This window comes from Paenibacillus sp. FSL H8-0537, assembly GCF_038051995.1.
In the GTDB taxonomy this organism is placed as follows: domain Bacteria; phylum Bacillota; class Bacilli; order Paenibacillales; family Paenibacillaceae; genus Pristimantibacillus.
This window is the reverse complement of the sequence record NZ_CP150290.1, coordinates 3,863,023-3,882,506: the sequence shown is the minus strand read 5'-3', so window position 1 is coordinate 3,882,506 and position 19,484 is coordinate 3,863,023. Positions and strand designations below refer to the sequence as shown.

The 19,484-nt window shown below is 47.0% G+C and carries 15 protein-coding genes and 1 pseudogene; 13 read left to right on the top strand and 3 right to left on the bottom strand.

Annotated elements, in window-relative coordinates:
* Positions 1–57 precede the first annotated feature (57 nt).
* The 6 genes from MHB80_RS16285 to MHB80_RS16260 all read left to right on the top strand — a co-directional run bounded on the left by MHB80_RS16285 (position 58) and on the right by MHB80_RS16260 (position 10,896).
* A complete protein-coding gene (locus tag MHB80_RS16285; protein ID WP_341277980.1) occupies positions 58–3,186 on the top strand; it encodes an ATP-binding protein in 3,129 nt (1,042 codons plus the stop codon).
* 70 nt (positions 3,187–3,256) lie between these two features.
* A complete protein-coding gene (locus MHB80_RS16280; protein WP_341277979.1) occupies positions 3,257–5,359 on the top strand; it encodes a hypothetical protein in 2,103 nt (700 codons plus the stop codon).
* 671 nt (positions 5,360–6,030) lie between these two features.
* On the top strand, positions 6,031–8,076 hold the full coding sequence (locus tag MHB80_RS16275; RefSeq protein ID WP_341277978.1) for a family 43 glycosylhydrolase: 2,046 nt from the start codon (positions 6,031–6,033) through the stop codon (positions 8,074–8,076).
* A 139-nt stretch (positions 8,077–8,215) separates the two neighbouring features.
* Positions 8,216–9,286, top strand: a complete 1,071-nt coding sequence (locus tag MHB80_RS16270) for a polysaccharide deacetylase family protein (protein ID WP_341282998.1) — start codon at positions 8,216–8,218, stop codon at positions 9,284–9,286.
* 220 nt (positions 9,287–9,506) lie between these two features.
* Positions 9,507–9,923, top strand: a complete 417-nt coding sequence (locus MHB80_RS16265) for an Rrf2 family transcriptional regulator (RefSeq protein ID WP_341277977.1) — start codon at positions 9,507–9,509, stop codon at positions 9,921–9,923.
* A 103-nt stretch (positions 9,924–10,026) separates the two neighbouring features.
* Entirely contained in the window at positions 10,027–10,896 is an 870-nt protein-coding gene (locus tag MHB80_RS16260) for an aldo/keto reductase (protein ID WP_341277976.1), read from the top strand.
* A 143-nt stretch (positions 10,897–11,039) separates the two neighbouring features.
* Here MHB80_RS16260 and MHB80_RS16255 read toward each other — a convergent pair whose 3' ends face one another.
* A complete protein-coding gene (locus MHB80_RS16255) occupies positions 11,040–11,201 on the bottom strand; it encodes a helix-turn-helix domain-containing protein (protein ID WP_341277975.1) in 162 nt (53 codons plus the stop codon).
* Positions 11,202–11,367: 166 nt separating this feature from the next.
* Between MHB80_RS16255 and MHB80_RS16250 the strand changes: the two genes are divergently transcribed.
* From MHB80_RS16250 to MHB80_RS16235, 4 genes and pseudogenes are all read left to right on the top strand, one after another.
* The gene (locus tag MHB80_RS16250; protein ID WP_341277974.1) at positions 11,368–11,697 is read left to right on the top strand and encodes a PadR family transcriptional regulator; all 330 of its coding nucleotides are present in this window, start codon (positions 11,368–11,370) and stop codon (positions 11,695–11,697) included.
* 14 nt (positions 11,698–11,711) lie between these two features.
* Positions 11,712–12,578, top strand: a complete 867-nt coding sequence (locus tag MHB80_RS16245) for a pentapeptide repeat-containing protein (protein ID WP_341277973.1) — start codon at positions 11,712–11,714, stop codon at positions 12,576–12,578.
* A gap of 11 nt (positions 12,579–12,589) precedes the next feature.
* A pseudogene (locus tag MHB80_RS16240) lies at positions 12,590–12,865 on the top strand (ATP-binding cassette domain-containing protein); the annotation flags it as partial.
* Positions 12,865–13,554: an ABC transporter permease gene (locus tag MHB80_RS16235; RefSeq protein ID WP_341277972.1), complete on the top strand. Its 690-nt coding sequence runs from the start codon at positions 12,865–12,867 to the stop codon at positions 13,552–13,554. The pseudogene MHB80_RS16240 and the gene MHB80_RS16235, both read left to right, overlap by 1 nt.
* Positions 13,555–13,611: 57 nt before the next feature.
* On the opposite strand, the gene MHB80_RS16230 is transcribed toward MHB80_RS16235, so the two are convergent.
* Both MHB80_RS16230 and MHB80_RS16225 read right to left on the bottom strand, forming a co-directional pair.
* A complete protein-coding gene (locus MHB80_RS16230) occupies positions 13,612–14,145 on the bottom strand; it encodes a methylated-DNA--[protein]-cysteine S-methyltransferase (RefSeq protein ID WP_341277971.1) in 534 nt (177 codons plus the stop codon).
* Entirely contained in the window at positions 14,129–14,800 is a 672-nt protein-coding gene (locus tag MHB80_RS16225; protein WP_341277970.1) for a bifunctional transcriptional activator/DNA repair enzyme AdaA, read from the bottom strand. Before MHB80_RS16225 ends, MHB80_RS16230 begins: the two co-directional genes overlap by 17 nt.
* A 258-nt stretch (positions 14,801–15,058) precedes the next feature.
* On the opposite strand from MHB80_RS16225, the gene MHB80_RS16220 reads away from it, so the two are divergent.
* The 3 genes from MHB80_RS16220 to MHB80_RS16210 all read left to right on the top strand — a co-directional run bounded on the left by MHB80_RS16220 (position 15,059) and on the right by MHB80_RS16210 (position 19,430).
* Positions 15,059–17,041, top strand: coding sequence for an AraC family transcriptional regulator (locus MHB80_RS16220; RefSeq protein ID WP_341277969.1), 1,983 nt, complete (start codon positions 15,059–15,061; stop codon positions 17,039–17,041).
* Positions 17,042–17,297: 256 nt separating this feature from the next.
* Entirely contained in the window at positions 17,298–18,854 is a 1,557-nt protein-coding gene (locus MHB80_RS16215; protein ID WP_341277968.1) for an ABC-F family ATP-binding cassette domain-containing protein, read from the top strand.
* A 117-nt stretch (positions 18,855–18,971) separates the two neighbouring features.
* Entirely contained in the window at positions 18,972–19,430 is a 459-nt protein-coding gene (locus MHB80_RS16210) for an OsmC family protein (protein WP_341282997.1), read from the top strand.
* Positions 19,431–19,484: the final 54 nt, after the last annotated feature.

Sequence of the window (19,484 nt, the reverse complement as noted above, 5' to 3'; positions counted from 1 at the left end):
ATGCGCTATATTTGAGAGAAATAGAATGTAACGGTAAATGAGGGGTTTATAATCATTTTGAGAAAACAGATTAAGTTAAGCCACGTCATTTACTTAGTATTTTTTGTTTTGCTGCTGAGTGCTGTGCGCTGGAGCTGGCAAAATCAGCTCACCGTAGAGAAAACGCCAACGGTAAAGCAAGGCGTGCTGGATTTGCGCGGTGTGGAATTGGATGAATCCAAGCCATTTCTGCTGGACGGAGAATGGTTATTTTATGCGGGGCAATGGGTTGGCGCGTCTAATGTAGAAAGCGCTGTTAAGGGACAGCTGCTCCAGGTGCCGGGCAAATGGAATGCGGCCTTCGACCATGCTGCTCAAGAGGCATACGGATACGGAACGTATTATGTGCGGATTTTGCTCGATCGGCCTTCGGTGGAGCCACTTAGCGTGTGGTTTCAATCCATTTATACCGCTTCGGAGGTGGAGATTAACGGGGAGCTGCTGACCAAGTTCGGTGAGCTTGACGAGGGGCAGGAAGGACATGTTTCCGAAAATAAGTCATTCAAGGTGAGCTATGACGGTGAAAATCAAGTGGAGCTGGATTTGTTCATTCGAGCATCCAATTATGAAGCGCCGCTGAACGGCGGCATTATTCGTTCTGTACAGATGGGCACAGAGGAAGGCATTGACCGAATCTATACCTATTCCAGTGCTTTTCAGCTAATCGTCATTGTCATTTTCCTGCTGCATGCGTTATATGCGCTGATCATTTATTTGATTAATGTTCGAAAAACAGAATTTATTATGTTTTTTCTCATGATGATTGCAGCGGCCATGACGGTTGCCGTCCATCACCATGGGCTTTTATTCCAGTTAATCCCTGCTGATTTTGGATGGACGTTGAAGCTGAAAGCTTATGCGTACGCATGGTTCTCTTTCTTTCTGCTCATGATGGGCAGGGCTTTTATTGGGGTTACCCGCAAAGGACTGTTGTTTTATAGCTACGTCTGCCTACTAGCGGCGTATACGATTTTTGTCGCAATGGGTCCGCTAGAGCTGGTGCTTTATTCGATAGAATCGGGGCTATACATGCTGCTGTATTACCTCCCTTTGTTCTGGACGACCTATTATTTTATGAAAATGGTGTTAAATCAGGCAGAAGGCGCATTATTTCTCTTATTTTCCGTCGTATGTGTCATTAATAATATTTTGTGGGGAACGGTGTATTACGCCGGAACGTCGCAATATATGTTTTATCCGGTCGATTTAATTGCTGCGATTACCAGCTTCTCGGCCCATTGGTTTAAAAGATATTATCACAATTGGCATGAAAATGTTTCGCTCAACGCCCAATTGGCGGAGTCGAATCGCTTGAAGGATCGTTTTCTCGCCAATACGTCGCATGAGCTGCGCACGCCGCTGCACGGCATTATGAACATTGCCCAAAGCGTGCTGACAAGAAAAAAACACGTGCTGGATGGGCAAAGCCAGCGCGACATGGAGCTGCTCATTATGATCAGCCGCCGGATGTCGCTTATGCTGAATGATCTGCTGGACGTCGTCAGGCTCCAGGATAAAAGGATTCAAGTACGAATGACCGCGGTGAAAGTTCAGTCAGTAGCTGCTGGTGTGCTGGATATGCTGCGGTTTTTGACCGAGGGCACGAAGGTTAAGCTGCGGATGGACATGAAGGAAAATTTGCCGCGTGTTTATGCCGATGAAGAACGATTAGTGCAGATTATTATTAATTTGGTGCACAATGCATTGAAATACACCCAAGAGGGAAGCGTGGAGCTGGCTGCTGAGCTCATAAACAGGCAAGTGCAGATACGTGTGACGGATACAGGAGTGGGTATGGATGAGTTGATGCAAAAGCGTGCTTTCAAGCGCTACGAGCAAGGCGCTTCTGGCAGAGGGGGAATTGGGCTCGGGCTAAGTATCTGCAAGGACTTGGTCGAATTGCATGGCGGCGAGCTGTTCGTCCAATCCCAGCCGGGCAAGGGAAGTATGTTCAGCTTTAACTTGTCCGTGTTTGATGAGAGTGTGGAGGATGCGCTGACTCAACCGATGATTCTTGTGAAAAAGGAAGCGGAACCACTGGCGTCTGTCGGCGCACAGCTTGCAGCAGGAGCGGACGCAATAGCAGCCGCCCGTTATGATTTAACCAAAGTCGATCTGCCTGCTTTAAAGTCTGAAGGAGGTGCTGAACGAATTCGTGTGCTGGCCGTTGATGATGATCCTGTCAATCTTAAGGTGCTGGTTCATATTTTGTCCGCGGATATGTACCAAATTGAAATGGCGTTTTCCGCGCAAGAAGCATTGGACAAGCTCCACCGCGAGCAGTGGGACCTTGTTATTGCAGACGTTATGATGCCCGGCATATCAGGGTATGCATTGACGCGGTTAATTCGCGAGCGTTTTACGCTGTATGAGCTGCCGATTATTTTGCTGACCGCGCGCAGCGAGCCGGAAGACATTTATGCCGGTTTTGTGGCGGGAGCGAACGATTATGTTACCAAGCCCGTAGATGCGCTGGAGCTAAGGTATCGGGCGGGGTCGCTTTCATCGCTCAAGCAAGCGGTTAATGAACGATTAAGCATGGAGGCCGCTTATTTGCAGGCGCAGATCCAGCCGCATTTTCTGTTTAATGCTTTGAACTCGATTTTGGCGTTAAGCGAAGTTGATGCGGATAAGATGAGAAATCTAGCAGAAGCGTTTACATCTTACCTGCGTATTAGCTTTGACTTTCTCACCGCAGGCAAGCTGGTACCGCTGTCGCGGGAGCTTGAGCTGGTGGAAAATTATTTATATATTGAGCAGCAGCGTTTTGGCGAGCGGCTTAAGGTCGAGTGGGAAATACAGGCGGATGTTGATAAGGGCATGCCGATTCCACCGCTTACCATTCAGCCGCTAGTAGAGAATGCGGTCAGGCATGGACTGCTAAGCCAGCGCAAGGGTGGAACGCTGGGCATTCGTATTGTACAGCAAGCGGATACGGTGGAATTTTATGTGAGGGATACGGGGATTGGAATGGATGAGGAGCAGATTAGCCAGTTGTTGAAACCGGCAGGAAGAGAAAATCGCGGGATTGGGCTGCTGAATACGCATAGCCGCTTGACTCGGCTTTATGGTCGAGGGCTGAATATTGAGAGTAAAGAAGGTGAGGGGACCGTTGTAGGGTTTGGGATTTCAAGGTTTGGGAAGTAGAAGTTTTGCACAATGTGATAGGCAGGGAACGTGATGGCGTTCTAATTTTGCGGGAATTGAGGGAACAGATTTGGACTGGAGAAAAATGCTTGGTACGTTATTGACCGTTGTTGTTGTGCTGCTGCCCGGCAACACAGCGTATGCGGTATCATCGGAAAGCTATACGTGGAAAAATGTATCTATCGGGGGAGGAGGGTATGTGACAGGAATTGTAATTCATCCTTCTGAACCGGATCTGGTGTATATCCGCACTGACGTTGGCGGGGCATACCGTCTGGACCCGAATGATTCAAGCTGGATTCCGCTAATGGACGGACTGGGCCCAGAGCAGAGCAATTTGTATGGAATTGATGGTATTGCGCTTGATTCACAAAACCCTGATATCGTCTATGTATCCGCTGGAAAAACAGGGAGTGCATCCCCCAGTGATATTCTGAAATCTACCGACCGCGGGAATACGTGGTCCAGAACAAATTTGAACAAGCGCAATGAGGCTAACGGCAATGTGGAGCGGGCCATGGGGGAGAGTATTGCAGTTCACCCGAATCTATCTAACATAGTGTATGCGGGTACCCGGTATGACGGCTTGTATAGGAGTCAGGATGCAGGACAAACCTGGTCCAAAGTAAATGAGGTTCCCGCCGGGACAAGCGGCAAAGGGATTCGCAGCTTGATCTTCGGTAGCGTTCCCGGGGCAGCTAACCTGGAGACAGCACTTTATGTCGGTGTAATGGGAATTGGAATTTATGAGACACGAGGCGAGGGCTCTACTTGGAATCTGATTCCGGGAAGCCCTGCACATCCGGCGCGTTTGGCCGCAGGACAGGATGGGTCTTTGTATGTAACTACGCCCAATAACGGAGTGCATAGGTATAAGGACGGAAGCTGGAGCAATATTACGCCTAATGCAGCATATACGTCCTATTACGGCATTGATATTGATCCGCATAACGACAGCCATCTCTTGGCTGCGGTCAGGACAGGCGGAGCCCAGCTTCCGCTGTATCGTTCCATCAACAGGGGAGAGAGCTGGACGCTAGTGAACAAGGCTCAAACCTCCAAGCCCGGCTGGTGGCAGCCTAATATGTTCTTTTCAGCCACGTCTACTGTCGTGTTTGACCCACATCATGCCGGAACCGTTTATTCCGCAGACTGGTTTGGCGTCTATCGAACAAAGGACATCGGGACGTTGTGGACAAAGTGGGAGACCTTATCCAATGGCCATGAAGAGGTGGTTGCCCTCACAGGAGCTGCGCCGCCAGAAGGAGCACCGCTATTCACGGGAGTAGCCGATGTTATTGGCTTTCGTCATATGGATGTGAATGCTTCGCCTGCAGCTAGGCTGGAGATGAGTTCGATGCGGGAGATGGTTAGTGTTGACTATCACGAAGCTAATCCACAATATATGGCCTTTATCGGGAGTGATGACTGGTATGGAACAGTTACCCGCATGTTCGTTTCATCAGATAATGGGCTGACAATGGAAGCCCGCCCCGTACCTGCGGGCTCTAAGCTGGGCAGACTGGCTTATTCCGCTACAGATCTTAATACGATTCTATGGTTCCCTCAATCTGGCAGTCCAGTGCGGACAACAGACAGAGGAGCTACATGGGAGGCCATGACAGGGGCGCCGACGGGAACGGTGGGCGGGAGTATGATATTTTCATACAATCATCCGATAGCTGCTGATCGGGTGGACGGAAGCAAGTTTTATGCCTATAAATCGGGCTATCTGCATGTGAGCTCGGATGCAGGACAAAGCTGGTCCATCGCTAACCAAACGCCGCTGCCAGGGGGAAGTCCTGTGAAGGTTGAGGCAGCTCCCGGAATGGAAGGCGTGCTCTGGATTAGCTTAGGTGCCAATGGCGTATATGTCTCAGCCAATTCAGGAGCCTCTTTTACCAAGCTGGATCAGATCAAGGAGGCTAGATTGTTTGCATTCGGCAAAGCGGCCCCGGGACAGACACAGCCAGCAGCTTTTTTATATGGAGAGGTTGGAGGGATAAAGGGAATATTCCGTTCGGATGATAGGGGAAGCACATGGATTCAAATTAATTCGCCGCAAATGCAAATCGGAAATGAGCCTCAGGTTATGGTGGCAGACCGTCAGGAATACGGAAAAGTATATATTGGCACGAACGGGCGCGGCTTTATGGCCGGAACAAAGGATTAGGCTTGAGAGGCTGCGAAGTCTATAAAATCGCATTTCATTGAAGAGTTGCCCAATGATAATTATAACCCACGGTTTGTTTTTCCCATGTAATGGTTGCTGCGGTGACTTCATTATATAGGAAGCATCCGTGGGCTTTTTTTAACGCTGCAGATCAAATGAATGTGAGTCGATTGAAATCTCCTAATAATGAACAAAAAATTACAACAAAATCCAAAAAAAGTATAACTAAACGATTGATAAAATATGTTAGGATTGAATGGAAAACGTTTTCAATATTTAGAAAAAATTATCAATTAATTACGCTTGGCAGCATAATTGCACGATGTGTGTTTATTCCACTGGCTTCCTGCAAAGTGTTTTATTTCGGAAAAATGCAAGCGCTTTCAATGTGGTGTAGGCCATATTTCCAATGAAGACGGTATTAAAACCAACAATCGGAGCACGAACCTTTACAAAGGCTTTGGCGAGATAGATTAGGGGCGGTTCGGTTTCGGAATCACATATGTTGGGGAAAGTGGAGTTTAAAAAAAATAGGAGGAGGGCATGACAACTGAGCAGGGTCAAGCGACTGGCGGAACTGCAAATAATCGTAATTGATAACGGGACTTGGGATGCTAACGTAGATTATTTGGAAATTAATGAACGACAAATTTATTTAGGAGGATTTTAATATGTATAAGCGAATATCTCTTTTTTTATCGATTTTACTTTTACTCATGGGTATGATGTCAAACATCTCGATATCTTCAGCTGCCACTTTTACAAATCCATTTGTATATGCTGATGCTCCAGACAATGATGTGATCAGGGTGGGCAATACTTTTTATATGACGAGCACGACTATGCACATGAATCCTGGCGTTCCCATCATGAAATCTTATGACCTTGTAAACTGGGAAATCGTAAATTATGTTTACGATACCTATGCCAACAATGATGCACAAAATCTTAATAACGGGAAAAACGAGTATGGAAGAGGCTCGTGGGCAAGCAGCCTTCGATATAATAACGGAATCTATTATGTGTCCTTCGGCTCTAATTCTACCGGCAGAACCTATATTTATCAAACTAGCAACATAGAAACGGGTCCTTGGACATCTTCCGTGCTTGGCAGCTACTATCATGATGCATCGCTGCTTTTTGATAATGATCGTGTATTTTTGGTTTATGGCAGTGATGATATTAGAATCATTGAGCTTTCCGCAGATGCAAAATCGATCAAATCAGGTGGACTAAATCAGATCATCATTCCAAGTTCGAGTAACATTGCAGGGTCCAGCTTCATAGTCAAGGCCGAAGGCGCACACATACAAAAGATCAATGGAATGTACTATGTATTCCTTATATGCTGGCCATCGGGAAGCGGGCGCACACAATTAACCTATCGTGCAAGCAGCTTGACCGGAGCCTATACAGGTCAGGTTTCATTAAAGGATTCAGGCATAGCACAGGGAGGGATTGTTGATACGGCTTCTGGCGCTTGGTATGCTATGTTGTTTAAAGACAGTGGGGCAATCGGACGTATGCCGTATCTTGTTCCGGTTACCTGGGCAAATAATTGGCCGGTATTCGGCGTTAATGGCAAGGCACCTCTAACAATGAATCTTCCTGTTGAGGGTTATCCGGTTAAGAAGGTCTATGCATCAGATGAGTTTTCTTCGGATCAAACCCCGAGTCAGCTAATGGTAAACGGAGGATTTGAAGATGCAACCATAAGCCCTTGGACGAATAACAATACAGCAACTATCGCAGCCACCACTGCAGACTTTTTCAGCGGATCAAAAAGCCTGTTTGTTAGCGGCAGACAGCAAACAGCTGCTGGCCTAAAACAAGTCATTACGGGAAAAGTGACAGCAGGCGGCGTATATCAATTTTCCGCAAAAGTTAAATATACCGATGGTCCCGCGACTAAAGCATTTAACTTCAATATCCAAAACGGTCCAAGCTACACGGGTATAGCCATTCTTGGCTCTAGCACGCTAACCAAAGGTCAATGGGGCACGATTCAAGGAACCTATACACTTCCGGCAGGTGCCGATCTCTCGCAAACCTTTATTTTTATTGAGACACCCTACAGTTCAACCCCTAATCAGACAAATGACCTCATGAATTTCTATGTAGACGATGTTTCGTTTACAGGAACTGCTTCGTCAGGGGCGACTCTTGCAAAGGTGTGGCAGTGGAATCACAATCCTGACAATACGAAATGGTCCCTTGCACAGCGGCCCGGATTTATGAGGTTGACTACAGGAAAGCTGAGCACAAGTATTCTTGATGCCAGAAATACGCTTACGCAAAGGACATTTGGCCCCCAATCTACAGGAATCATTGCTATGGAAACAAGCGGCATGAAGGACGGAGATTATGCCGGTCTTGCGGCTTTTCAGGCTAAATATGGTTTTGTTGGTGTGAAAATGTCCGGAGCCTCGAAGTCCATTGTGATGGTAAATGCGAGCTCGGGAACGATGACTGAAGTGGCAAATATCCCGATCACTCAGGGCCGAGTATATTTTAAGCTTTTCTGTGATTTCACAAATCAGACGGATAAAGCCTATTTCTCCTACAGTCTTGATGGCACAAATTGGACGTCCATAGGCAATACGCTCCAAATGTCTTATACCTTGCCTCATTTTATGGGATACCGTTTTGCTCTGTTCAATTATGCGACTAAATCAACGGGTGGTTTTGTTGATTTTGATTATTTAAGATTGCAGTAATGAGATGGCTGTAAAGCATGCATCCGCAGTGTTCTGTGGGAGTGCTGCGGATGTTGACAGTGCCCGCTAGAGAGATAGCTGCAGCGGTTCGGAGGGACGAGATTAACGATACTAGTATTTAATGATTAGGAGGCACATGATGTTTAAATCAAAACTAGTTAGTGGATTAGTGGCATTGGCGCTTTCCGTTACGTTAATGTCCAGCTCAATGGTGCCAGGAGCCAGTGCTGCTGATGTGAACTGTCCGAACGGCTACGTAGGTTTAACATTCGACGATGGCCCCAATACCGGGAGCACGACAAATCTGCTCAATGCGTTGAAGCAGGCCGGATTGCGCGCAACGATGTTCAACGTCGGACAAAACGCACAAAATAACCCGTCTCTGGTGCGGGAACAAGTGGCCGCGGGCATGTGGATCGGCAACCACTCCTATACACATCCGCAAATGACTGCACTTAGCAGCTCGCAGATGACGTCGGAAATTACACGGACGCAGCAGGCGATTCAGTCCATTACCGGAACCGCGCCAAAGCTGTTCCGTCCACCGTACGGTGCTACCAACGCGACGCTGAAATCTGTCGTGGCTCAAAACGGTCTTAAAGAAGTGCTGTGGAACGTGGACTCCTTGGACTGGAACGGTGCCACCTCTGCTCAGATCGTGGCCGCCACGGGCAGGCTGCAAAACGGTGACGTCATCCTGATGCATGACCAGTTTCAGGCTACGCGCCAAGCGATCCCGCAGATTGCTCAAAGCCTCAAGAGCCGGGGCCTTTGCTCAGGCATGATCTCGCCGACCACGGGCCGTGCGGTCGCTCCTGACGGCGGCGGTACAACTCCGTCTCCAGGAACAGGTACGAAAGTGGAAGCTGAGAATATGACCAAAAGCGGTCAGTATACTGGAAATATTAACTCGCCATTCAACGGAGTTGCTTTATATGCCAACAATGATTTAGTGAAATACACGCAATATTTTGCGAGTGGCACTCATCATTTTTCACTGCGTGGTGCTTCGAACAACTCCAGCATGGCCAGAGTCGACTTGAAAATCGGTGGACAGACGAAGGGGACGTTCTACTTCGGCGGGAGCAATCCAGCGGTCTATACGCTAAACAATGTCAGCCATGGAACCGGGAATCAAGTGATTGAGCTTGTTGTAACAGCGGATGACGGCACATGGGATGCTTACCTTGATTATTTGGAGATTAACTAAAAAAACGAAGCGGTAAAGGAGTCTTTGCGTTAATGACTTGAATTCTAATCTTTATAACAAAAGCCTGGCGGGAGCCTCCCCGCCGGGCTTTTCGACGTTCACAGCATAGTAATCTGCCGAATCATTTGTTGGGAATAGGGATATAAAAATATCTATTGAAAACTAAATATAAATAATATATAGTATACATAAAATAGCCGATAGTTAGGATGAGTTAGAAATGTCATACTCCACGGCTCTATCGCAAGGAATTGCCATATTGCTCTATATTCACAGCATTGCGGAGGAGAACTGCTCTACCTTTTTGTCTACAAAAGTGATTTCTGAGCAATTGAATATTCCCGTTCCAACGACGGTTAAAGTCATCAGGAATCTGAATAATGCTAGGCTGACGCTTGCTAAAGAAGGAGCGAAGGGAGGCATTCTGCTGGCAAAGCCACTAGTAGAAATTACGTTATTAGATGTTTTTTTAGCGGTCGAACCTGGCAAAACGCTGTTCAAGCTTCATACCGATACCACGCTTCAAGGGAAAGAAGTAGACGCAGTCAAACAAAAGATTGCCTCCAGTCTGCAAACCGTTGAGATGGATATGCAAAATAACTTAAAAGAAGTGAGGTTAACCGACTTTTTGCACTGAAAAAGGGTTACCTTCTCTTTTTTTGAAATGAACTAGATATAATTAATATTTAATATATTATATTAATCACTTTTTAGTTATATCAAACGAGAGGGGCATGAATATGACTTTTGAAAATAGAACAGTAAAAGCGATCAATGGGGTTGAAATTCCGCAATTGGGGTTTGGGGTATACAAAATAACGAAAGAAAAAGAGTTTGAAACGGCGATCAGCGAGGCGATTCGAATCGGATATCGGCATTTTGATACCGCTAAAATTTACGGCAATGAGGAAGCATTAGGAAGAGAAATACAGAAAAGCGGTCTGCCGCGCGAGGATTTTTTTATTACGTCTAAAGTGTGGAATACGGATCTTGGCTATAAAGCGACCAGGAAGGCTTTTGAGCAAACTTGCAAAAAGCTGAAAGTAGATAATCTGGATATGTACTTGATTCATTTTGCCGCACCAAATGATTTGGAAGCGTGGCGAGCGATGGAAGAGCTGTACTCCGAAGGGAAAATCAAAGTGATTGGCGTTGCAAATTTTGAGATTCAACACCTTGAACGATTAATGAAGCATGCTAAAATCCCACCGATGATCAATCAAATTGAGACGCATCCCGAATTTGCCCAAAATGACCTGCATCAGTATCTCAATCAGCATCAGATTTTACATGAGGCATGGGGGCCGCTAGGGCAAGGGAATAAAGCGTTATTGGAGCATCCGGAATTAAAAAGAATCGCTGATTATCATCATAAAACAGTGGCTCAGGTCATTTTACGTTGGCACTTGGAGCGAGGCATCATCGTTATTCCAAAATCATCGAGCCCAAAAAGAATGAAAGAAAATAGTCAGATATTTGATTTTGAGCTGACTAGTGATGAAATGGAGCAGATCAACCAGCTGAATATAGGCAAAAGGTATTCGGTTAATCCAACGGGTTATATGATACATCCTATCTATAATAAACTGATGAAGCTATTTATTAAATAAATGCAGCTGGATTTAATTGATCAGTTTTGGCATATGGCTAGCGTATTGGATTGCCCTTAGATAAATAATAAACCAACGAATAGGCCACCGGGCAAACGGTGGCCTATTCGCGTGGGCGAAGTAGCCCCAACATTAAGGTAACATCACGCTCTTGCTTGCGGCTGAAGTCGATACTGCTTCGGACTGACGCCATAGCAGGCGCTGAAATGGCGCGTAAACGGGTGGATGGAGGGATAGCCGAGCCGCTCAGCAATGGCGGTTACACTAAGCTCGGTTTCCAGCAGGAGATTGGAAGCCCGCCTCATCAGCAGCTTGTGATGATAGGCTTTGGGCGGCCCATTTTTTATTTTAGCCAGGAATGGAGGGGGGCAATGAATATAATTTTCGCTTTTCAAACAAAGTATTAGATTAAAAATACTACCTTGACAGACATAGTAGTGTGCCGTATTATACAAATACGGAGGTGATTATATGAGTGAGAGCAAAATTACATCCGACCTGCTGCGCGGACATACCGATACAATGATTTTACGGCTCTTATCCGAAGCTGACCGATACGGATACGAGATTGTCAAACTAATTGCCGAGCGCTCGGGCGGCGAGTATGAATTAAAGGAAGCTACGATGTACTCCAGTGTCCGGCGGCTTGAGGCAGACGGCGATATCGAGTGGTATTGGGGGGATGAATCGCAGGGCGGGCGGCGCAAATATTTTAGGATTACCGATAAGGGCAAAGTGACTTACGACCGCAACAAAAGCAATTGGGAGTATTCAAAGCGCGTGCTAGAAAACTTATTATAAGGAGATGTGATGTGATGAATCAGAAATTGACCAGCTATTTGAATGGCGTGTTTACGCCATATGATGGGGTGAAAAGCGTCACCGAATTAAAGGCGGATCTGCACTCCGATTTGCAGGAGCGATATCATGATCTCAAAACCGAGGGCAAGGATGATGAAACAGCGTTTAACATGACCATTGAGAGCATCGGCGACATCGAACAAACGATAATGGAGGTCGCCAACCTCTCTCGCTCGCTGGAGCGGCAGGTGCTGACAAACCTTAGCGCAAGCAACTTGCAAATGAGCGACTTTGCTGGCGTTATTGCCCATAAAGGTCAATTTAAAGCTAGCGCATTGCGCGGTTCCGACTTTGCTGGCGCAGACTTGACTGGAAGCTCGTTTAAAAGCAGCGACGTACGTGAAGCCAATTTTGACGGGGCAAATCTGACGGACTGCATTCTATCCACCTCTGACCTTACGAAGGTTAGCTTTAAGCAATCCATCCTTGTACGCACTACCTTCAGCATGTCTGGGCTGGATGGAGCAAAATTCACAAGTATAAAACTGACCGACGTCACATTAAGCAAGACCGACCTTAGAAAAACAATCTTCGAAGGCTGTTCCTTTAATGGCGTGGACTTCGAATATTCCGACCTGAGCGGGCTGTGTCTGGATGGGCAGACCTTTATCGGCGTTAAGTTTGACAAAGCGGCATTAAACGAAGTTTCGTTTAGGGGCGCTACACTCAAAAATGTCTCCTTCAAGTCTGCGTTTTCCTTTTCTAAAAGGTATTATCGTGCAATCCAATCGATCTGCTTTGACGGCGCAATGATGGATAAACTGACCTTTGCTGTGCTCAAAGGCATGGAGGCCGATTTATCAAAAGTTAAGGTGATATAAGGAGGGGAAATATGAAAAATAAGTCCATTCAAGTGATTGGAATGACAAAGTCCTACAAGCAGCAACAAGTGCTAAAGGGCGTGGATTTCGAGGTGGAGGAGGGCAGCATTTTCGCCCTGCTCGGCTCTAACGGGGCCGGCAAGACAACGGTTGTCAAAATTCTAACTACGCTGCTCAAACTAGATAGCGGAACCGCCTCAGTAAACGGATTCGATGTTGCATCGAGCCCCGAGCATGTAAAGCAGGCGATCAGTCTGACCGGGCAATTTGCTGCCGTGGACGATATATGGACACCATCATCTCGGTCACCATCATGCCGATTGCGTTAATGCTGCTGTTCGTCTATGTATTCGGCGGTGCCATTCAAAGCGGAACGGATAACTATGTGAATTACCTGCTGCCTGGCATACTGCTAATTGCTATTGCTAGCGGTATATCCTACACGGCCTTCCGCCTGTTTACCGATGTGCAGCGTGGCATATTCGAGCGCTTTCACTCCATGCCGATTTCACGTTCCAGCTTGCTGTGGGGGCATGTACTGACCTCACTGGTGTCCAACACCATATCTGTTGTCGTCATCATTCTCGTAGCACTCGTTATGGGCTTTCGTTCGTCGGCGGGGATACTGTCATGGCTTGCAGTAGCTGGCATACTGGCTCTGTTTACGTTGGCATTAACTTGGGTCGCGGCCATTGCCGGACTGTCCGCCAAATCGGTGGATGGCGCAAGCGCCTTTTCCTATCCGATTATCTTCCTGCCGTTTATCAGCTCGGCGTTTGTGCCGACCGAGTCGATGCCGTCGGCCGTTCGCGCCTTTGCCGAAAACCAGCCGGTGACCTCAATCGTGGAAGCCATCCGTGCGCTATTGTCAGATCAATCGGTGGGTAACGATATATGGGTCGCACTGGCGTGGTGCGTCGGAATTTTATTCGCAGCATATTTTTTAGCAATGTGGGTGTATAAGAAGCGGGTGTGAATTTTATGGATGCCGTGAATTTTCTAAATGCCCCTGCAGCAGCTCGGCTTAAAGCACCTAAGAGGTGCTTTTTATTTTGTAACCTTCCAACTGCAATAGCTTGGTTTTCATCTCTATTCCACCTCGATAGCCAGTGAGTGTCCCGTTTTTGCCGATAACACGATGGCAAGGAATGGTAATGAGTATCGGGTTCGCACCAATGGCTGCACCAACAGCTCGAACCGCCGCGGGTTTTTGAATATGGTTGGCAATATCCGAATAGGACCAGGTTTGCCCATATGGAATGCTGCAAAGAGCCTGCCATACTGCCTCTTGGAAAGGTGTTCCTTGAAATACGGTAGGGATTGTAAATGTTTCAAGCGTTCCTTGCAAATATTGAGCCAGCTCAGCCTTATACGGAAGCAGCTTTTCAGCATCCCGAATCAATGGGCTATGCGGAATACGCGACGCAGCCCATTTCGCTAACTCTTCATAGGGCTGTTTCTGCGAACCTACAAAGCAAAGCCCTTCGTTTGTAGCTGCAACGTGCAGGCTCCAATCTTCATAACTAAACAGCGACCAATATATGCCCCCGCTAAATGAATTCTTCATTTTGGAGATCTCCTTTATTTGTTGTTATTCCACCATTGTTATGCCACTGTCGGTAGCCTTCTGGTGTATGCCCGGTTTTCTGCTTGAACAAGGTAATAAAATAAGGGGTATTTGACAAGCCGACATATTCGCCTACTTCTGCAATTGGTGTAGGGGAAGAGAGGAGTATCGCCTTGGCTTTTTCGATTCTAATTTGCTGGATATAATCGACGGGTGTTTTGCCCGTTACTTTTTTGAACGTTCGGTGCAAATGATACGGCGTGCCATGGCAAATGGATGCAAGGGTGGCAAGCGTTAGCTTTTCTTTGTAGTGTCGATCAATATATACGGTCACCATCGCGATCCATTCTTCATCTGGCAATCGTTGCCCGGTCGGTTTACAGCGTTTACATGGACGAAATTGGGCAGCCAACGCTTGCTCGGCAGTCAGAAAGAATCCGATATTTTCCCTGTTGGGCGGTCTAGATTTGCAGGACGGCCGGCAAAAAATACCCGTTGTTTTGACAGCGTAATAAAATTGACCGTCATATGAAGGGTCATTGCCTACGATGGCTCGCCATTGTTCATTAGACACAGGCGCGGGCGGGAATGGCTCGTCCTGATAGCGCAGGCTGTCAGAAATCTGATCCGGATTCGCTTTCCATTCGTCGGACATTGTCGTTCACCTCTAAGGTTAGTATAACCGTGAATGGGGGTATTTGTGTGCAATCTGGAATGTAATAGCAAGATAACGAAATGATCAGGCTTGAGTGGCCCATTGCTGCCATCTGAGGCAATAGGGGTCTTTTTTCGTTTGCACCCAGCCAAATCCATTGAGGTTTGCTGGTAAATGAATTATAATTTTGGTTGTTGATAATAATTCTCAATAATTGAAAAAACGACATAAGATTCTACATAAAAAGGGGCTTATCACTTGACTGTCACGATCAATGCGGAAGAGCATATCCAGCTATGGAATGCTGCTGCTATCAAGGTGATTGACGTAAGGCACTTCAGCATGATGCATGGCGAGGAGTTGCGGTCGTACCTCTTTCCGTCTAGTGTCTTCCTATATGCCATTCGCGGCGAGGCTCAGGTGCTGCTGGACGGGATCGAACATTCCGCGAAGCGCTTCCATCTATGGCACGGTGGAAAAGGGACCTGTCTGGATATTTTTCCAACGGAAGCGGAGTTTGAATATTATTTGATCTTCTATAAAGCAACGATTCCATCGACTGGCAGGCGGGAAATCTTGCATCTTATAGAGCGGTATAATCCGTTTCAACTGCAATATAGTTTGGCTCCACTGTATGCTGCTGTTTTATTTGACAAGGTGGATACCATGCTGAAAGAATGGCAGAGCTCGCGCACGTTAGAAAAATTTCATGTTAAAACGTTGTTTTATCAATTTGTTTATGAACTGCTATGGCAGCTGGAGCATCAGCAAATTGGCATGAAACGACCTGATCTTGCAGCCCAGGTCGTTCGCTATATTCAGGAGCATTACCATGAGCCTGTAACCCGCGAATCGATCGCGCAGATTTTTCACTACAGCGTCCCCTATGTATCCAGACAATTTAGACAGGAAACGGGCATAAGCATGATTGATTATGTGATAAAAGAGCGTGTTAACAAAGCCATGGAATACCTGCAGAAAACAGATATGACTGTGCAAGAGGCTTCCGCAAGTGTCGGCTATGACGATGTATCCTATTTCACGAGAATTTTCAAAAAACATACCGGGATGACTCCCAAGCAATTCAAGGATCAGGATAAAGCAAAGAAAGCGGGGTTCGATTATCCTATCATTAGGGTTGGATCGTCCCTTTTCCCGCGCAGGCTGCAACGTTATATTGGTAGTGGATATGAGAATCATTATCGATATAAAAGAGAGGGAGATTTATCGATGTACAGACACAAATCATCTATGGGGGTCACTTTACTATTATGCCTTACGCTGTTACTTAGCGCGTGCTCAGGAACAGGCAGCTCTAATAATGGATCAGTTGCGTCATCTGCCCCAGCAGCAACGACAGATGGAAGCACTCAAGTGCAGGCCTCAGCATCAAACAGTGGTGCAGCGAGCGCAGCGGAAATGGTGACTTATTCGGCAGTGAATGGCGAAGTTAAAATTCCCAAAAATCCGCAGCGTGTCGTTATTATAGCGGGCGCCTTTGTTGGCCATTTGCTGGCACTCGGCATTAAGCCGGTTGGTGCGGGAGAAGAGGCTTTTAACAGCTATACGGAAGGAAAGCTGGATGGGGTTGAAAGTATAGGTGATGGGATTGCGTATGAAAAGATTTTGGAGCTGCAGCCGGATCTCATTATCGTATGGAACGACCCAGCTGTTCTCGACAAGCTGAACCAGATTGCTCCGACGGTAGTTGTCGATTATGGCGTGCCTGTAAGGCAGCAGCTGCTGGAATTCGGGAAAATGACGGGCCGGGAGGAGCAGGCAAATGCCTGGATTACGGCTTGGGATAAAAAGATAGCCGATTATAAGCCGAAGGTGCAAGCGGCTGTGGGTGACAAAACCGTTGCTATCTTTGACTCTGGCAGCGCTAAAGAGTTTTATGCTTACGGCAATAAGCTTGGAAGAGGCGGCGAGATTATTTATGGCGAATTCGAGTTGAAGGCGCCGCCCATTATTCAGAAGGAAGCGATCGACAGCGGTACAGGCTGGGCGAAGCTGTCTTTGGAGCTGCTTCCCGAATATGCAGGAGATTATATTTTTATAAGCGAGTGGACAGGCAAGGACAATCCAGAGGCTGTTTTTGAAGGCAGCATGTGGGAGCAGCTGGAAGCAGTCAAAAACAATCACGTTTTCCGTGAAAAAGGAAGAGGCTTTATGTTCAGCGACCCTGTGTCTTTGGACGCTCAGTTGGAGTTTGTTGTAAAGAGCTTTATTGGGAAATGATTGGTTTTTGACAGGGAGAAGCCAGAACCGTGATATGCGGTTCTGGCTTTTTTAAAATATAGGAAAGGAAATGATTTTTCTATCCTTTCTCTATATTTCTCGGAATGAAACGCCCCGCGCCGCGCTGCCAGAGGAAGGCGAAAGCCGTTTCACCTTGACCTAAATTTTTTATTATTTTTAAAATCGGTATGGAGTTGTGGGGCTATAACCTTTATAATTTGACGAGAATACTTTAATAAAGGAATAGGTGTTATTGATGAGCATATTAAATGTAGAGCGGCTGAGTCACGGTTTCGGAGACCGGGCGATTTTCAGCGATGTATCATTCCGCCTTCTGAAGGGCGAGCATATCGGTCTGATTGGTGCCAACGGTGAAGGGAAGTCCACCTTTATGAACATCATCACAGGCAAGCTGCAGCCGGACGATGGTAAAGTTGAGTGGGCAAGACGCATGCGGACGGGCTATCTGGATCAGCACGCTGTGCTGACAAAGGGACAGTCCATGCGCGATGTTCTGCGCGGTGCGTTCCAATATCTGTTCGATATGGAGCAGGAAATGAACGACATGTATGGCAGAATGGGTGATGTCTCTCCAGAGGAGCTGGAGCAGCTTCTGGAGGATGTCGGAACGATTCAGGACACGCTAACGAATCAGGATTTTTATATGATCGATGCCAAAATCGATGAAACGGCTCGTGGTCTTGGACTTACGGATATCGGTTTAGACAAGGATGTTCATGATCTCAGTGGAGGTCAGCGCACCAAGGTACTGCTGGCCAAATTGCTGCTAGAGAAACCGGATATCCTATTGCTTGACGAGCCTACGAACTATCTCGACGAGCAGCATATCGTATGGCTTACCCGATATTTACAGGAATACGAAAATGCCTTTATTTTAATCTCGCATGATATTCCGTTCTTGAACAGCGTCATTAACCTGATCTACCATATGGAAAATCAGTCGTTGTCGCGCTATGTGGGAGATTATGAGTATTTCCAGCAGGTGTACGAGGCGAAAAAGCACCAGCTTGAATCTGCCTTTAAACGGCAGCAGCAGGAAATCTCGGAATTGAAGGACTTCGTTGCACGCAACAAGGCCAGCGTGGCTACGCGTAATATGGCGATGTCTAGGCAGAAAAAGCTCGATAAGATGGACGTTATAGAACTCGCAAGGGAAAAACCAAAGCCGCAGTTCAACTTCAAGCCGGCGCGCACTTCCGGCAAGGTTATTTTTGAAACGAAGGATCTCGTCATCGGCTATGATTCACCACTGTCGAGACCGCTGAACCTGAGTATGGAGCGGGGACAAAAAATAGCGTTGGTCGGTTCGAACGGGATTGGTAAAACAACGCTGCTGCGCAGTATTCTCGGGCAAATACCGGCGATTTCAGGCTCAGCAAGGCTAGGGGATCTGCTGGAAATCGGCTATTTCGAGCAGGAAATGAAGGAAACGAACAACAACACCTGTATTGAAGAGGTTTGGAAGGAGTTCCCGTCCTTTACACAGTTTGAAATCCGGGCGGCTCTTGCCAAATGCGGCCTGACAACCAAGCACATCGAGAGCAAAATCGTGGTGCTAAGCGGCGGAGAGAAAGCCAAAGTCCGCTTGTGCAAGCTGATCAACCACGAGACGAATCTGCTCGTGCTGGATGAGCCGACCAACCATCTCGACGTGGATGCAAAGGATGAGCTGCAGCGTGCGCTTAAAGCGTATAAGGGAAGCATTTTGCTGATTTCCCATGAACCCGAATTTTACCGCGATATTGTGACGGATACGTGGAACTGCGAAGATTGGACAACGAAAGTGTTTTAATGGTAAAACAGGAATACAGGGCTGCCCTCATAGAGGCGGCCTTTTTTTACTGGAGGAATGAACCATTTATACGATGAATCCGAGCTTGAAACGAAGCAATCGAAAGGAATGAGAGAGATGAAACACCCTTTTCATCTGAAGGCGGTATGGAATGGTGGGCGTAACAGTGAAGGACATATCAATGCCGGCGGGTTAAAAACGGTCGTTTCGATTCCGCAGGAGATGGGCGGGCCGGGAACTGGAACAAACCCTGACGAAATGCTTTTGGGGGCAGCAGCAACCTGTTATCTGATTACCCTTGCAGCGATGCTTGAACGCTCGGATATTACACCGCAGGAGCTGACTCTGGAGTCTGAAGCGATTGTAGATGTAACGAATAATGTGTTTACGTACGAACGGATTGTACACAAACCGCGAATTGTGCTCAAAGCGGATGCATCAGTGGCGGAACACACGAAGGCCGAGCGGCTGGCTTATAGGGCAGAAGAGTCCTGTATGATCTCCAGAGCAGTGGCAGGCAATGTCTCGATAGAGACGCAGCCTATTATTGTGATAACGGGGGCTGATGCAGATTAACATGCTGAATAGTGGGTAATGTGGATTGAAGTATAAGTTGCATTAATCCCTTAG

What these genes read in the sequence shown, in the direction of transcription:
- MHB80_RS16275 (WP_341277978.1), top strand. Translation starts at nt 6,031, where the DNA reads ATGTATAAGCGAATATCTCTTTTTTTATCGATTTTACTTTTACTCATG.
- MHB80_RS16270 (WP_341282998.1), top strand. Translation starts at nt 8,216, where the DNA reads ATGTTTAAATCAAAACTAGTTAGTGGATTAGTGGCATTGGCGCTTTCC.
- MHB80_RS16265 (WP_341277977.1), top strand. Translation starts at nt 9,507, where the DNA reads ATGTCATACTCCACGGCTCTATCGCAAGGAATTGCCATATTGCTCTAT.
- MHB80_RS16260 (WP_341277976.1), top strand. Translation starts at nt 10,027, where the DNA reads ATGACTTTTGAAAATAGAACAGTAAAAGCGATCAATGGGGTTGAAATT.
- MHB80_RS16255 (WP_341277975.1), bottom strand. Translation starts at nt 11,201, where the DNA reads ATGAGGCGGGCTTCCAATCTCCTGCTGGAAACCGAGCTTAGTGTAACC.
- MHB80_RS16250 (WP_341277974.1), top strand. Translation starts at nt 11,368, where the DNA reads ATGAGTGAGAGCAAAATTACATCCGACCTGCTGCGCGGACATACCGAT.
- MHB80_RS16245 (WP_341277973.1), top strand. Translation starts at nt 11,712, where the DNA reads ATGAATCAGAAATTGACCAGCTATTTGAATGGCGTGTTTACGCCATAT.
- MHB80_RS16235 (WP_341277972.1), top strand. Translation starts at nt 12,865, where the DNA reads ATGGACACCATCATCTCGGTCACCATCATGCCGATTGCGTTAATGCTG.
- MHB80_RS16230 (WP_341277971.1), bottom strand. Translation starts at nt 14,145, where the DNA reads ATGAAGAATTCATTTAGCGGGGGCATATATTGGTCGCTGTTTAGTTAT.
- MHB80_RS16225 (WP_341277970.1), bottom strand. Translation starts at nt 14,800, where the DNA reads ATGTCCGACGAATGGAAAGCGAATCCGGATCAGATTTCTGACAGCCTG.
- MHB80_RS16215 (WP_341277968.1), top strand. Translation starts at nt 17,298, where the DNA reads ATGAGCATATTAAATGTAGAGCGGCTGAGTCACGGTTTCGGAGACCGG.
- MHB80_RS16210 (WP_341282997.1), top strand. Translation starts at nt 18,972, where the DNA reads ATGAAACACCCTTTTCATCTGAAGGCGGTATGGAATGGTGGGCGTAAC.